This is a genomic window from Arthrobacter sp. zg-Y40 (assembly GCF_020731535.1).
GTDB lineage: Bacteria > Actinomycetota > Actinomycetes > Actinomycetales > Micrococcaceae > Arthrobacter_B.
Genome location: NZ_JAJFZS010000008.1, coordinates 175156 through 189196 on the forward strand (window position 1 = coordinate 175156; position 14041 = coordinate 189196).

The window sequence follows — 14041 nt, forward strand, 5'->3', positions numbered from 1 at the left end:
GCACGCACTAGGCCGAGGCGGCCGCCAGCTTTTCCAGGGCGGCCGCCTTGCCCGGGACGCGTGACCCGGCTTCCATGGCGCGGCGCACCAGATCGAGCCGGCAGCCCAGGCCGGGATGCGCGGCGAGCCGCTGCAGCGCGGGCACGGCCTCCTGTCCCTGGACATGGAGTGCGACGTCGACGGCGGTCCGCAGCGGCGAGGTCACCGACACCGTTCCCACGTCCACCCGGTCGGCCGGCCCCAGGAGCACTTCGTGGAGGACCGCCGTGCTGAACGGCGGCAACGCTCCGGTCCGCCGTCGCCTGTCAGCCAGGATGTCCAGCCGCAGCGGGCGCGGTGCGCAGCCGTAGATCCAGGCCGCAGTGAGCCAGCCCAGCGACACCCGCTGCCGCAGGCCCGCGGGCAGTTCCCGGGATGCAGCCAAGGCGCGGACCACCGGGTCCGGTTGGACGTCCCAGCGCACGAAGGTCCCCGCGTAGACGTGCCTGAGCAACCCGTCCATCGCCATGGCCTGCAGCTCTTCGTGCCGGAAGGCGTCCCCGGCGGTGAACAGGGCTCCGCCGGTGGAAGTGATCCGGGGGAGGGCTCCCGGATAGGGAAACAAGGGCGCAGGCGCAGGCATGGACACCAGCGTGGCTGCTGCCGGGGCAACGCAAAAGCCCCGCCGGCACGTTGTGGATAACGTGCCGGCGGGGCTTTAGCTGCGCGGGAAGGCCCGCGCGGGCGTATTGTGCCTAGGCGAACCGTGTGCCTAGGCGAAGTCCTGTGCGGACTTCTGCAGCATGGCCAGCCACTGCTGGCGTGCCTCCAGGGCTTCCCGGGCATCGGCGATCTTCTTGGCGTTTCCTGCCTTCTCGGCGTCGGCCAGGTCCTGCTCGAGGGACGCGATGGTCGCTTCGAGCTGGGACAGGGCCGAAGTCGTGCGGGCCTTCGTTTCCGGATTGCTGCGCTGCCAGTGCTCGTCTTCGGCCGCCTTGACGGCTTCCTCGACCTTGCGGATGCCGGCTTCCATCCGGCCCATGTCCGCACGCGGAACCTTGCCGGCCTCTTCCCAACGTTCCCGGATGGACTGCAGCGCCTTCCGGGCAGCGGTGAGGTTGGTCACGGGCAAAAGGGCCTGGGCTTCCTTGAGGAGCTCTTCCTTGACCACCAGGTTGGCGGCGAATTCCTCGTCAATGACCTCGTTGGCTGCCTGGCGTGCGGCGAAGAACTTGTCCTGGGCTGCGCGGAAGCGGGCCCACAAGGCGTCGTCATCCTTGCGGCTGGCCCGCTTGGAAGCCTTCCACTCGTCCATCAGCTGCCGGTATTCGGCGGCCGTGTTGCCCCAGTCAGTGGACGTGGACAGCTCTTCGGCGCGGGCAATCAGGGCTTCCTTGGCGGCCTTCGCGGAGGAATTCTCATTATCCAGCTGGGAGAAGTAGGCGCGGCGGTGGCGGTCAAAAACCGTCCGGGCGGACCGGAACCGCTTCCACAGCGAGTCCTCGGTGCTGCGGCCCAGCCGGGGGCCGTTCTTCTGGGCGCTCTTCCACGCGTCGAAGAGCTCATTCATCCGGTTGCTGCTGGTTTTCCACTGGATGCTGGCCGGGTCCTTGGCGGCAATCTCTTCGGCTTCAGCAACAATGGCCCCGCGGGCGGCCAGCTCACGGGCCTTGGCTGCTTCGGCTTCGGCGCGCTCGGCAGCCTCGGCGTCCTTCAGTGCAGCTTCCAGCGACTCGATGCGGGCGTCCAGTGCCTTGACGTCGCCCACCATCTTGCGCTCGGCAACCTGCTCGGCAAGGTGCTTGAGGGTCTTGTGGATGTCGGCGGCCGGGGCCTTGACCTGCACCCGCTGTTCCAGGAGCAGCAGCTGGCTGGCGACGTCGTCGTACTTGCGCACGAAGTACGCCAGCGCCTCTTCCTTGGACGCGTCCGGGAACTGCCCGACGGCGGTTTCCTCACCGTCGACAATCAGGAAGACGTGGCCGTCCTCCTCCACCCGGGCAAAGCGGGCCGCTTCCTCCAGCGGAGTGGAGTGGGCTGCGGGCACGGCAACAACCGGGGCAGCCGCGGCGGCACGGGGGCCTACGGCTGCGGGGGAGGGCCGGCGCGATGCAAGGGCCGCGGGGCTGGGAGCGGCCGGACGGGACGTGTCCGGGGTGTCCTGGCCTGCTGTTTCGTCGGATTTCTGACTGTCTGTCACCGCTAAAAGTCTTTCACTCGATGGATGGCAGTGTGCGAAGCCCGCGCCGCCACTTAGTTCAGGGTGAACGAGTTAATCGTCACCGGGTCATTCGGAGTGCCATCGCTTGCCCCGGAGGCAACTCCGCGGGAAGCAATGGACTCCAGTACGTCAAGACCTGACGTTACCTTACCCATTATCGTGTAACCGCCGCTGGCCTGGGTAATGGTCGAATCCTTGTAAACGATGAAGAACTGTGTGCCGTTGCTGGTTACGCTGTCTCCGCGGGCCACCGCAATGCTCCCGGCGGGGTAGAAACCGTCGGCGGGCGTGTTCTCCACCGGACCCCACAGGAAGTCCTGGTCCGCTGCGCCGTCGCCGTTCGGGGAGCCGCACTGCAGTACGCCCATCTCGGGCAGGGTGGTCAGGCGGTGGCAGCTCTTGCCGTTCAACCATCCGTTGTCGGCCAGGGTCTTGAAGACCGAGGCGGCCTGCGGGGCCGCATTGCCGTCCAGTTCCACGCCTACCTCGCCCTGCCCCAGGGAAAGGGTGCCGGTGAACGTCTTGCCCGCCGCCAGGGACGGATCCGGGACCTCCAGGCCCACGCCCGCCTGCTCCTTGAGCAGGGCCAGCTCATCCGCAGTGGGGTTGGAGCTGAACCAGGCGATCTGCAGGGCAACGGCCAGGGCCAGCACCACCAGTGCAGCTGCTCCGGCAAATAGGTTGTCCCGCTTCCGTCGGCGGGCACGGGCGGCGGCAAAGGCACGCCGGGCCTCCATGCGGGCCACGCGGCGCCTGTTCTCGCGGCTGGTGCTGTTTGCTGCCACCGCTGCCTCCTCTGCTGCTGTATTGGCCCTGGGCGGGCCCGCGGGTTACCGGACGCGGCCGGCCCGCGGGTGCGGAACGCGGCGGTGTCCAGGAAAAGCTAAAATGAGTGCCGCACATAGTTTATGCACGTCAGCACCCGCATTCCTGCTTCCTCAAGGGGCGCCGGTGTCTTCTTTCCACCCACCGAAGGAGTTTGCCCCCATGGCACGCAAGGCCTCACTGTCCGGTTTCCCTGAATGGCTACCGCAGGAGCGCCTGGTTGAACTCCATGTCCTGGACGTGCTGCGCCGCACCTTCGAGCTGCACGGCTTCTCCAACATTGAGACCCGTGCGGTGGAAACCGTGGGGCAGCTGCTGCGCAAGGGCGAAATCGACAAGGAAGTCTACGCACTGAGCCGGCTGCAGGCCGAAGAGGGGGAGACCGCCGGCAAAGAGGATCCCAACTCACTGGCCCTCCACTTTGACCTGACCGTGCCGTTTGCCCGCTACGTAGTGGAAAACGCCGGCCACCTTTCCTTCCCGTTCCGGCGCTACCAGATCCAGAAGGTCTGGCGCGGAGAACGCCCGCAGGAAGGCCGTGCCCGGGAGTTCACCCAGGCGGACATCGACGTGGTGGGCGACGGAGCGCTGCCCTTCCGGTACGACGTCGAGCTGGCGTTGGTGATTGCCGAAGCCCTGGGCGCCCTGCCGATCCCCGATTTCCAGATCCGGGTCAACAACCGCAAGCTGGCCGAAGGCTTCTACCGGGGCATCGGGCTGGAGGATACGGCCGGGGTGCTGCGCAGCATCGACAAGCTGGAGAAGATCGGCGCCGCGCGGGTTGCTGAACTGCTGCAGGAAGAACTCGGGGCCACTGCCGAGCAGGCCGCTGCTGCCCTGAAGCTGGCCTCCATCCGGTCCGGGGACACCTCCTTTGTGGAGCAGGTCCGCGCCCTGGGCGTCACCAATGACCTGCTGGAGGAAGGCTTGGGCGAGCTGGCAGAGGTCATCAGCGAAGCTTCCCGGCGGGCACCCGGCCGGGTCCTGGCGGACCTGAGCATTGCCCGCGGACTGGACTACTACACCGGCACCGTTTACGAAACGGTGCTGGTGGGCCACGAAGCGCTGGGCTCCATCTGCTCCGGCGGCCGGTACGACGCATTGGCCAGCAAGGGCAGCCGGACCTTCCCCGGCGTCGGGCTCTCCATTGGCGTTACCCGCCTGGTGATGCGCATCCTCAGCCAGGAGTTCGCGCAGGCCTCCCGCAGCGTGCCCACCGCCGTGCTGATGACCCTGGCCACCGACGATTCCTGGTCCGCTGCCCAGGACACGGCATCGCAGCTGCGCAGCCGCGGAATCTCCGTGGAGGTGGCACCCAAGGCGGAGAAGTTCGGCAAGCAGATCAAGTATGCGGACCGCCGCGGCATCCCGTTTGTCTGGTTCACCGCCGAGGACGGCAGCCACGAGATCAAGGACATCCGTTCGGGCGAGCAGGTGCCGGCCGATCCGGAACTCTGGACGCCGCCGGCCGAGGACCTCGTCGTTACGGTTGCCCCGGCTCAGGGATAACAGCCGGAAGGGCAGGCGGCCGTTCGCGGTAGGCGACGGCCGCCTGCACCCGGGAAGACACCCCGAGCTTGGCCAGGACCCGGGATGTTTCGTCCGGACGGGTTTAGCTGACGCTTCCGGTGGAGCCTAGGCTTAACGGATGCCTATTAGCTCCGCACTTTCCCCCACGCCGCCCTGCGCGGAACTTCACCTGCACATTGAGGGCACGCTCGAACCGGAACTGATTTTTGAACTGGCCGGCCGCAACGGCATTGAGCTGCCGTACGCCTCCCTGGACGAGTTGCGTGCACGTTACCGGTTCACGGACCTGCAGTCCTTCCTGGACCTCTACTACGCCAACATGGACGTGCTGCGCACCGAGGCCGACTTCACGGACATGACCCGGGCGTATCTGCGCCGGGCGGCCGCCGCGGGGGTGCGTCACGTGGAGATGATGATGGATCCGCAGGCGCACCTGGTCCGCGGTGTTCCGCTGGAAACCTCTGTGGGGGGCGTATGCGCTGCGCTGGCCGGCAGCGAGGAGGAGTTCGGCATCTCCGCCGTCCTGATCGCCGCGTTCCTTCGCGACCGTCCCGCCGCCGAGGCGCTGGCGGTCCTCGAGGAGCTCCTCGCCATGGATGCGCCCATCATCGGTATCGGCCTGGACTCCGCGGAGGTGGGGAACCCGCCGGAGGCTTTCATCGACCTGTACCGCCGTGCCCGGGAAGCCGGTCTTCGGACGGTGGCCCATGCCGGAGAAGAGGGCCCCTCGCATTACATTGAGCAGGCGCTGGACCTGTTGCTGGTGGACCGGATCGACCACGGCATCCGGTGCCTGGACGACCCGGTGCTGGTGGAACGCCTGGTGCATGAAAAGATCCCGCTGACCGTCTGCCCGCTGTCCAATGTCCGGTTGAACGCCGTCGACAGCCTCGCGGCCCACCCGTTGCCGCAAATGCTCGAGCACGGACTGAACATCTCCGTGAACTCTGATGACCCCGCCTACTTCGGCGGCTACGCAGACGATAATTTCCGCACCGTGCAGGAAGCCTTCGGGCTGAGCAGGGCCCAGATGACCCTGCTGGCCGCCAATTCCATCGAGGCGTCCTTCGCTTCTCCCCAGCGCCGGGCGGAGCTTCTGCTGGAAGTACGCCGCTGGGAGGCCGCCGGTTAAAGTGTCGGGTGCGGCTTGGTGGACCGGGGCCGGCGGAAGCTGAGCCGCACCACCAGGCCCGCCACCAGGATCATGAGGGTCAGGCTGATGTACAGCGGCGGCAGTGCCAGGGCCAGCAGCAGGGCTCCTACCGTTCCGGCCAGGTTCAGTGCCCGGGGGGCGTACCGTGTGCGGTCCTTCAACGAGAACGCACACACCGTGCTGATCGCAGCGTAGAAGAGCAGCGCGAAGGATGCCATGCCGATCAGCGCATCCAGGTCGGCAAACAGGACGAGCAGGATCACGATTCCGCCTGCTGCGGCCACGGCCACCCACGGGGTACGTCCGGAGCCGGCCCGGCCGGGCCAGGTGCGGGAGAACACGGAGGGCAGGTCCCGGTCCGCAGCCATGGCCGCAGCCGTGCGGCCGGCCGAGTCCAGCAGGGACCACAGACCGCCCAGGGCTGCGGCGGACACGGCCAGGACCACGGCTCCCGTCCCCACGTTCGCACCGACGCTCTGCATCGGATCCAGCAGGGGAGCGGGCTCCGCAGACAGTGCCGCGGCACCGTAGTACGCCAGCATCGACTGCCCCATCAGCAGGTACAGGACAAACGACACGGCAATGGCTGCCGGAACCGCTATGGGCAGATTGCGTGAGGGATTGCGCACACCGGCACCCATGGTGGCCAGCCGGGTATAGCCGGAGAAAAGAAAGAACAGCAGGCCGGCCCCCTGCAGCACGCCTGACGCCGTCGGCTCGATATCCGCGCCCACCCGCACCGGCTGGTTTGGTGCCTCGTTGTAGAGCACCACCACCGTGAAGGCCAGGATGCTGAAGACAAACGCCAGGATGAACCGGGTAGCCCACGGCCCCCGGTTCACGCCCAGCAGGTTGACCGCCGCCATTACCGCAACCGCGCCCACCGCTCCTGCTTCGGGATGGTCCGGAAACACGTAGGCCCCGAACGCCGCGGCCAGCACGGCGGAGGACAGCAGCAGCCCCCACACCAGCGTCCAGCCGGACAGGAAGCCGCTGTAGGGACCCAGGAGGATCCGGGCGGCGGTACGGGCCGTCGCGTCCCCGCCCTGGTCCTCCGGAAGCCGGCGGGTTACCGCGCGGCTGAGCTGGAAGGTGGACAGGGCGCACAGGATGGCCACAACCGCGGATATGCCAAGGGCCGCCGCGAGGGCGGGGCCCGCTGCTGCGGCCGCCGGGGCGAAGGCTACGAATGCACCCGCACCAACAATGGATCCAATGCCGGCAGTAGTGGCATCAAAGCCGCCAAGGGGAACGCGCGGCTGGGTAATGCCGGACAAATGACCTTCCAATCGGTAGGGACTTGGCAGGGTGGGGGTCGGTTCACCGGTAAACTCTCAAGAAGACCGTGTATTCACAATGAGCGGAAACAGTGGTTTCCGCAAGTTTCTCGAAAGGACAGCTGTGCTGCGCACTCATGCCCTTGGTTCCCTGAGGGCCGAGCATATTGGACAGACCGTTACTCTCGCAGGCTGGGTCGCCCGACGGCGCGACCACGGCGGCGTTGCCTTCCTCGACCTCCGCGACGCCTCAGGCGTGGCGCAGGTAGTGGTGCGTGAAGAGGATGTCTTCCACGGCCTGCGCAATGAGTACGTCCTGCAGATCACCGGCACCGTCCAGAAGCGGCCCGAAGGCAACGAGAACCCGGCGCTGGCCACCGGCGAGATCGAGGTCATTGCGGACAAGACCGTCATCCTGAACACCTCGGACCCGCTGCCGTTCCAGATTGACGAGCACGTGGAGGTAGGCGAGGAAGCCCGCCTGCGTCACCGCTACCTGGACCTGCGCCGTCCGGCACCGGCTGCGGCCATGCGCCTGCGCTCCGAAGCGAACCGTGTGGCCCGCGAGCTGCTGCACGACGAAGGCTTCGTGGAAATTGAAACTCCCACGCTGACCCGTTCCACCCCCGAAGGCGCCCGCGACTTCGTGGTCCCGGCACGCCTTGCCCCGGGCTCCTGGTACGCGCTGCCGCAGTCCCCGCAGCTGTTCAAGCAGCTGCTGCAGGTGGGCGGGTTCGAGAAGTACTACCAGATTGCCCGCTGCTACCGTGATGAGGACTTCCGCGCGGACCGGCAGCCGGAGTTCACGCAGCTGGACATCGAGGCCAGCTTCGTTGAGGAAGACGACATCATTGCCCTCGGCGAGCAGATCGTGAAGTCGCTGTGGAAGCTGATCGGCGTCGAGATCACCACCCCCATCCCGCGCATGACCTACGCGGACGCCATGGCCCGCTACGGCTCCGACAAGCCGGACCTGCGTTTCGGCCTGGAGCTCACCGAACTCACCGAATTCTTCAAGGACACCACCTTCCGCGTCTTCCAGGCCCCGTACGTCGGCGCCGTGGTGATGCCGGGCGGCGCCTCCCAGGCCCGCCGCACCCTTGATGCCTGGCAGGAATGGGCCAAGCAGCGCGGCGCGAAGGGCCTCGCCTACGTCCTGATCCAGGAAGACGGCACCCTGACCGGACCCGTGGCCAAGAACCTGACCGACTTCGAGCGGGAGAACCTCGCCGACAAGGTCGGCGCCAAGCCCGGCGACTGCATCTTCTTCGGTGCCGGCGAAAAGAGCGAGGCCCGTGCCCTGCTCGGCGCGGCCCGCGTGGAGATCGGCCACCGCACCGGCCTGATCGACCCGAAGGACTGGGCCTTCGTCTGGGTTGTGGACGCCCCCATGTTCGAGCCGGCCTCCGCAGCTGTCGCCGCCGGCGACGTTGCAGTGGGCGGCGGCGCCTGGACGGCCGTGCACCACGCCTTCACCTCGCCCAAGCCTGAGTTCATGGACACCTTCGACACCGATCCCGAGTCGGCCCTGGCTTACGCCTACGACATTGTGTGCAACGGCAACGAAATCGGCGGCGGTTCCATCCGTATCCACCAGCGCGACGTGCAGGAACGCGTCTTCAAGGTGATGGGCCTGAGCCAGGAAGAGGCACAGGAGAAGTTCGGCTTCCTGCTGGAGGGCTTCAAGTACGGTGCCCCGCCGCACGGCGGCATCGCCTTCGGCTGGGACCGCGTGGTGGCCCTGCTGGCCGGCACCGACTCCATCCGCGACGTGATCGCCTTCCCGAAGTCCGGCGGCGGCTACGATCCGCTGACCGCGGCCCCGGCGCCGATCACCCCGCAGCAGCGCAAGGAGGCCGGCGTCGACTTCAAGCCCGAGGCCAAGAAGGACCCCGAGGCCAAGAAGGACAAGGAAGCACCCGTGAAGGACGCCTAACTTCGCACCGCACTGACGGTACCCGGCCGCAGCACGCGGCCGGGTACCGTGCTTTAACCCTGCAGACATATCCAGCCCCGCTGGACACTCCGGCACCGGCACCCGATAGTGTTTGGGCATGAGAGATCGCTGGTTCAAGCAAGTGGACGTCTTCGGCACCAAGCCCTATCTGGGCAACCCCGTGGCGGTGGTGCTGGACGCGGACGGCCTGTCCGACACCGCGATGGCTTCCTTCGCCCGGTGGACGAACCTCTCCGAGACTACGTTCGTGCTGCCGCCCACACAGGACGGCGCCGACTACCGGGTCCGCATCTTCACGCCCGGGGGAGAGATCCCCTTCGCAGGCCACCCCACGCTGGGCACGTGCCACGCCTGGCTCGAAGCCGGCAACATTCCGCACTATCCCGGCGTCGTCATTCAGGAATGCGGAGTAGGCCTGGTGACGCTGCACGCCTCGGCGGGAATGGCCGCCTTCGGCGCTCCGCCGCTGATCCGCTCGGGCGAGCTGGAGGACGCCGTGCTGCAGCAGACGGTGGACGCTCTCGGCATCACCCGGGAGCAGGTATCCGCCTCGAACTGGATAGACAACGGCCCCGGCTGGCTGGGGCTGCTCCTGAAGGATGCGGAAACCGTCCTGTCCCTGACGCCGGATCCTGCGGCGCTTGGGTCCCTGGCAGTGGGCGTGATCGGTCCGCAGCCCGACGGCGGCGACACGGACTACGAAGTCCGCGCCTTCGCCCCCGGCCACGGCGTCTTGGAAGATCCCGTCACCGGGAGCCTCAACGCAGGCTTGGCCCAGTGGCTGATCGGCTCGGGCCTTGCGCCGGAACGCTACACAGTCACTCAGGGCACGGTGCTGGAACGGTCGGGACTGGTGCGGATCTTTACCCGGGACCGCAGGATCTGGGTGGGCGGGGAAACTGCCACCTGCATTGACGGCACGGTAAAGCTGTAGCCATCGCCGTGTTTACGCTGGCATCCCTGCCCCGCGCCGTCGTCGGCGCCCCGATGGCGGGCGGGCCGTCCACGCCCGCGCTGGCTGCCGCCGTCAGCAACGCCGGCGGGCTGGGATTCCTGGCGGCCGGCTACAAGGACGCCGGGGCTGTGGCCGCGGAAATCGCCCGGGTGAGGCAGCTGACCCCACGTCCGTTCGGCGTGAACCTTTTTGTGCCGGACCAGGCCAATACCGGAGGCACGGGCACCTCCGGCCGGGTCGCTGCCGCCCTGGCCTACCGGGAGCAGCTGGCCAGGGAGTATCCGCAGTATCCACCGGACCTGCTGCCGCTGCCGGATCCGGAGGACGATGACGGGTGGGACGCCAAGCTCGAACTGGTCCACCGGCTGCAGGTGCCGGTGGTGTCGTTCACTTTCGGCCTGCCCGGCCAAGACGTTATGGCAGCACTGACGGAGGCCGGCAGCGCCGTGGCCGTTACCGTCACCACGGTTGAAGAAGCCGCACTGGCTGTTTCCGCCGGTGCCCGGATGCTGTGCCTGCAGGGCCCGGAGGCGGGCGGGCACCGGGGGACCTTCAATGCGGCGGGGGAGTCGCCGGCGCAGCCGCTGGCCGAACTCGTGCGTGCCGTGCGCGCCGCCGCGGGCCCCGGCGTCGAACTTATTGCCGCTGGTGGAATCGGCGTCGCTGCGGATGCGCAGGCCCTGCGCGGGGCGGGGGCCGACGCCGTGCAGATCGGTACCGCGCTGCTCCTGAGCCCGGAAGCCGGAACCAGTCCCGTGCACCGGGCCGCCCTGCAGGATCCGCAGTTTTGCGCCACAGCACTGACCCGTGCCTTCTCCGGCCGGACCGCCCGGGGACTGGCCAACAGGTTCATGGCCGAACATCCGGACGCGCCGGCCGCCTATCCGCTGGTCAACCAGGTGACGAAAACACTCCGCGCCAAGGCGGCAGCAGCAGGGGATCCGCACGGGATGAGTCTCTGGGCGGGAACCGGCTGGCGTTCGGCTGTGCCCCAACCTGCTGCTGAGACGGTGGAACGGATCAGCGCAGGTTGGCCGCCGCGCCCGGCTGGGGCAGGATAATCCGCACCAGCACGGAGGACGCGTCCCGGGCCGCCTGCGCCAGCACGGCAGCCTTCGGGTCAGGCACATCCAGCGGGCGAAGCCGGGGCAGGGCGGACCAGCGCGAAAACTCCCGCCGTGCGGCCACCTGTTCGGCGAGCATCCGGTCGCCGCCCAAAACCAGGTACTCCGGAGCCGCCGCCGCGAATACTGCCGCCGCCTGCTCCGCGGCCAGGGCCGTAAGGGCATCGGCTGCATTGGCGCGGCGGCTGTTGGGGGAACCGGTCTTCGAGGCCAACAGCCGGCCTTCGCGCGCTGCCCCGACGGCGTACCCGCCGCGCCGGACCAGCACCAGGCCCACGGTCCGGGCCTGCCCGGCGAGGGAGGCGAGGCGTTCGACGTCGTCCGCGCCCCGCCCGGGACGGCCGTCCGCCGGCCACGGCGCGAGCAGTTCCGCCTGCGCCCCGGACCCGGCACGCAGCAGCAGCCCGTCATCGCCGGGCTGTACCGCGAGCGTGCCCTGCGCCGCCTCGAACCTTTCCACCCAACCCGGCAGGCGCTCGGCGGAAACAAAGGTGGTGCGCGGGCCGGGCATGGCGGAGCCTGCTTTCAAGCCGAAGGGGTGGACCAGCTCAGGTTACGGCACGAGTAGCCTTGAAGCGTGAATGCTTTGTCGGGGAATGATTTGTTCAGTGCGGGCGGCGACGACGACGACGATGACTACGCCGACGGCTCCGCCGCACGGGTAAGGCCGCGCAGCCCGCTGGCCGTACGGATGCGGCCGCGGACCGTGGACGAGGTGGTGGGCCAGCAGCACCTGCTCGGTCCCGGCTCGCCGCTGCGTACCCTGGCGCAGTCCGCTGACGAGCACAACCCAGCCGGACCGTCCTCGGTGATGCTCTGGGGTCCTCCCGGAACCGGCAAAACCACGCTGGCGCACGTGGTGGCCCGCGGCGCCGGACGTAAGTTCGTGGAGCTCTCGGCCATCACCGCCGGGGTCAAGGACGTCCGCCGCGTCATGGAGCAGGCGCTGACGGATCGTGACCTGCACGGCGTCACCACCATCCTCTTCCTGGATGAGATCCACCGCTTTAACAAGGCCCAGCAGGACGCGCTGCTGCCCGGGGTCGAAAACCGCTGGGTGGTCCTGATGGCAGCCACCACGGAGAACCCCTCCTTCTCCGTGGTGTCCCCGCTGCTTTCCCGGTCCCTGCTCCTGACCCTGAAGCCGCTGACCGAAGCCGACATTGCAGCCCTGCTCCAGCGGGCGGTGGAGGATGAGCGCGGGCTGGCCGGGCGGGTAACCCTGAGCGAAGAGGCACTGGAGCACCTGGTCCGGCTCGCTGCCGGTGACGCCCGGCGCGGACTGACCGCGCTGGAGGCCGCAGCCGGCGTCGCGTACTCCGAGAAGGCCGACGGCGACGAGGTCCCGGAAGTGACGCTGAAGCACGCCGAGGAAGCCCTGGACGTAGCGGCGCTGCGGTATGACCGCGCGGGGGACCAGCACTACGACATCACCAGTGCCTTCATCAAGTCGCTGCGCGGATCCGACGTCGATGCGGCCCTGCACTATCTGGCCCGCATGCTGGAGTCGGGGGAGGACCCGCGGTTCATTTCCCGCCGCCTGATTATTTCCGCCTCCGAGGACGTGGGCATGGCCGATCCGACGGCGCTGCAGACCGCCGTCGCCGCCGCGCAGGCCGTGCAGCTGATCGGAATGCCTGAAGGCCGGATCATCCTGGCCGAGGCAGTGGTCCACATTGCCACCGCGCCCAAGTCCAACGCCGCGTACAACGGCATCAACTCCGCCATTGCCGATGTCCGGGCCGGACGCGGGCAGGGCGTGCCGGCTCACCTGCGCGACGCCCACTATCCCGGTGCCAAGCAGCTGGGCCACGGCAAGGGCTACATCTACTCCCACGATTCACCGCACGGCGTGGCCCGCCAGCAGTATGCTCCGGACGACCTGGTGGGGCGGAACTACTACGAGCCCACCGGGAACGGAGTGGAACGGGACATCTCGGCACGGCTGGACCGGCTGCGCGGAATCATCCGCGGCGAGAAGTCCTGATCCGGACTGCCCAATGCGCAAGTGTGCGCGGGCGCACGCGCTGCCGTGTTAGCATTGATGGTTGACTGGCAAGCCCAGGTACCGGTTTCCGCTTCCCCGTATTGAAAAGTATGGACGGCAGTGGTGTGTCCGGAGCCCGGGTCTGTAGCAGACGGCAGCGGTTGGCCGGAGCTCTCCCTCATGGAGGCCAGCATATTTCGCAGCAGTCACAGCAGGGATTTATTTCTGCCGTGGCCAAACCGCCAAACAGTGAAAGGTGAACGTGGCTAACAACACACGTGCACGCCGGCAGGCACGCGCATCGCGCGCCCTCGGCATTGCTTTGACCCCCAAGGCAGCTAAATACTTCGAGCGTCGGCCTTACCCCCCGGGTGAGCACGGCCGCGCCCGTCGCAAGCAGGACAGCGACTACGCCGTACGTCTGCGCGAAAAGCAGCGTCTGCGTGCTCAGTACGGCATCCGCGAAGCACAGATGACCCGTGTCTTCGAAGAAGCCCGCCGCACCGCCGGCCTGACCGGTGAAAACCTGATCGAACTGCTCGAAATGCGTCTCGACGCACTCGTGCTGCGTGCCGGCTTCGCCCGCACGATCGCCCAGGCCCGCCAGCTGGTTGTGCACCGCCACATCCTGGTTGACGGTGCCCGCGTGGATCGCCCGTCCTTCCGCGTTTCCGAAGGCCAGCTCATCCACGTGCACCAGCGCAGCGAGACCATGACGCCGTTCCAGGTTGCCGCAGCCGGCGCCCACCGCGACGTCCTGCCCGCCGTCCCGGGTTACCTTGATGTTTCCCTGGACAAGCTGCAGGCACGCCTCGTGCGTCGCCCCAAGCGTTCCGAAATCCCCGTGACCTGCGAAGAGCAGCTCGTGGTGGAATACTACGCACGCTAAATAACGGGATTACCCCGTTTACAGTCCAGCCCGCGGCCCCGTGCCGCGGGCTGTTCCGTTATCCGGGCACCCCCGCTTTCGTGGCGCAGGCGGCAAAAGTAAGTGCCGCAGCGCTGCAGTAGGTAAGGTACATATGGCAGAACC

At 67.9% G+C, this 14041-nt stretch carries 12 protein-coding genes; 7 read left to right on the plus strand and 5 right to left on the minus strand.

The genetic code is table 11. The features are described from left to right. Window positions 1-7 precede the first annotated feature (7 nt). The 3 genes from LJ754_RS08210 to LJ754_RS08220 form a co-directional block, all read right to left on the minus strand. Entirely contained in the window at window positions 8-622 is a 615-nt protein-coding gene (locus tag LJ754_RS08210; protein ID WP_227926214.1) for a type IV toxin-antitoxin system AbiEi family antitoxin, read from the minus strand. A gap of 129 nt (window positions 623-751) precedes the next feature. Continuing rightward, window positions 752-2179, minus strand: a complete 1428-nt coding sequence (locus tag LJ754_RS08215; protein ID WP_227926215.1) for a DUF349 domain-containing protein — start codon at window positions 2177-2179, stop codon at window positions 752-754. A gap of 53 nt (window positions 2180-2232) precedes the next feature. Then, window positions 2233-2985: a peptidylprolyl isomerase gene (locus LJ754_RS08220; protein ID WP_227926216.1), complete on the minus strand. Its 753-nt coding sequence runs from the start codon at window positions 2983-2985 to the stop codon at window positions 2233-2235. A 202-nt stretch (window positions 2986-3187) separates the two neighbouring features. Here LJ754_RS08220 and hisS point away from each other — a divergent pair, with 202 nt between their 5' ends. Together hisS and LJ754_RS08230 are read left to right on the plus strand one after the other, a co-directional pair. Continuing rightward, window positions 3188-4534, plus strand: coding sequence for a histidine--tRNA ligase (gene hisS / locus LJ754_RS08225; protein ID WP_227926217.1), 1347 nt, complete (start codon window positions 3188-3190; stop codon window positions 4532-4534). 139 nt (window positions 4535-4673) lie between these two features. Continuing rightward, complete coding sequence (locus LJ754_RS08230; protein ID WP_227926218.1) at window positions 4674-5687, plus strand: adenosine deaminase; 1014 nt, start codon at window positions 4674-4676, stop codon at window positions 5685-5687. On the opposite strand, the gene LJ754_RS08235 is transcribed toward LJ754_RS08230, so the two are convergent. Next, a complete protein-coding gene (locus LJ754_RS08235; protein WP_227926219.1) occupies window positions 5684-6985 on the minus strand; it encodes an APC family permease in 1302 nt (433 codons plus the stop codon). The genes LJ754_RS08230 and LJ754_RS08235 overlap by 4 nt on opposite strands. A gap of 124 nt (window positions 6986-7109) precedes the next feature. Here LJ754_RS08235 and aspS point away from each other — a divergent pair, with 124 nt between their 5' ends. The 3 genes from aspS (at window position 7110) to LJ754_RS08250 (ending at window position 10958) form a co-directional block, all read left to right on the plus strand. Continuing rightward, complete coding sequence (gene aspS / locus LJ754_RS08240; protein ID WP_227911498.1) at window positions 7110-8921, plus strand: aspartate--tRNA ligase; 1812 nt, start codon at window positions 7110-7112, stop codon at window positions 8919-8921. A gap of 118 nt (window positions 8922-9039) precedes the next feature. Continuing rightward, window positions 9040-9876, plus strand: a complete 837-nt coding sequence (locus tag LJ754_RS08245) for a PhzF family phenazine biosynthesis protein (protein ID WP_227911497.1) — start codon at window positions 9040-9042, stop codon at window positions 9874-9876. Between the two features lie 8 nt (window positions 9877-9884). Beyond that, complete coding sequence (locus tag LJ754_RS08250) at window positions 9885-10958, plus strand: nitronate monooxygenase (RefSeq protein WP_331461516.1); 1074 nt, start codon at window positions 9885-9887, stop codon at window positions 10956-10958. On the opposite strand, the gene LJ754_RS08255 is transcribed toward LJ754_RS08250, so the two are convergent. Continuing rightward, on the minus strand, window positions 10918-11550 hold the full coding sequence (locus tag LJ754_RS08255) for a Vms1/Ankzf1 family peptidyl-tRNA hydrolase (RefSeq protein WP_331461517.1): 633 nt from the start codon (window positions 11548-11550) through the stop codon (window positions 10918-10920). The two genes, LJ754_RS08250 and LJ754_RS08255, sit on opposite strands and share 41 nt — an antisense overlap. Before the next feature lie 48 nt (window positions 11551-11598). On the opposite strand from LJ754_RS08255, the gene LJ754_RS08260 reads away from it, so the two are divergent. Together LJ754_RS08260 and rpsD are read left to right on the plus strand one after the other, a co-directional pair. After that, window positions 11599-13008: a replication-associated recombination protein A gene (locus LJ754_RS08260; RefSeq protein ID WP_227926220.1), complete on the plus strand. Its 1410-nt coding sequence runs from the start codon at window positions 11599-11601 to the stop codon at window positions 13006-13008. 262 nt (window positions 13009-13270) lie between these two features. Next, entirely contained in the window at window positions 13271-13897 is a 627-nt protein-coding gene (gene rpsD / locus LJ754_RS08265; protein WP_227911493.1) for a 30S ribosomal protein S4, read from the plus strand. Window positions 13898-14041: the final 144 nt, after the last annotated feature.

Excerpts from the sequence above, each read along its gene's own strand:
- LJ754_RS08210 (WP_227926214.1), bottom strand. The coding sequence starts at position 622 with ATGCCTGCGCCTGCGCCCTTGTTTCCCTATCCGGGAGCCCTCCCCCGG.
- hisS (WP_227926217.1), top strand. The coding sequence starts at position 3,188 with ATGGCACGCAAGGCCTCACTGTCCGGTTTCCCTGAATGGCTACCGCAG.
- LJ754_RS08230 (WP_227926218.1), top strand. The coding sequence starts at position 4,674 with ATGCCTATTAGCTCCGCACTTTCCCCCACGCCGCCCTGCGCGGAACTT.
- LJ754_RS08245 (WP_227911497.1), top strand. The coding sequence starts at position 9,040 with ATGAGAGATCGCTGGTTCAAGCAAGTGGACGTCTTCGGCACCAAGCCC.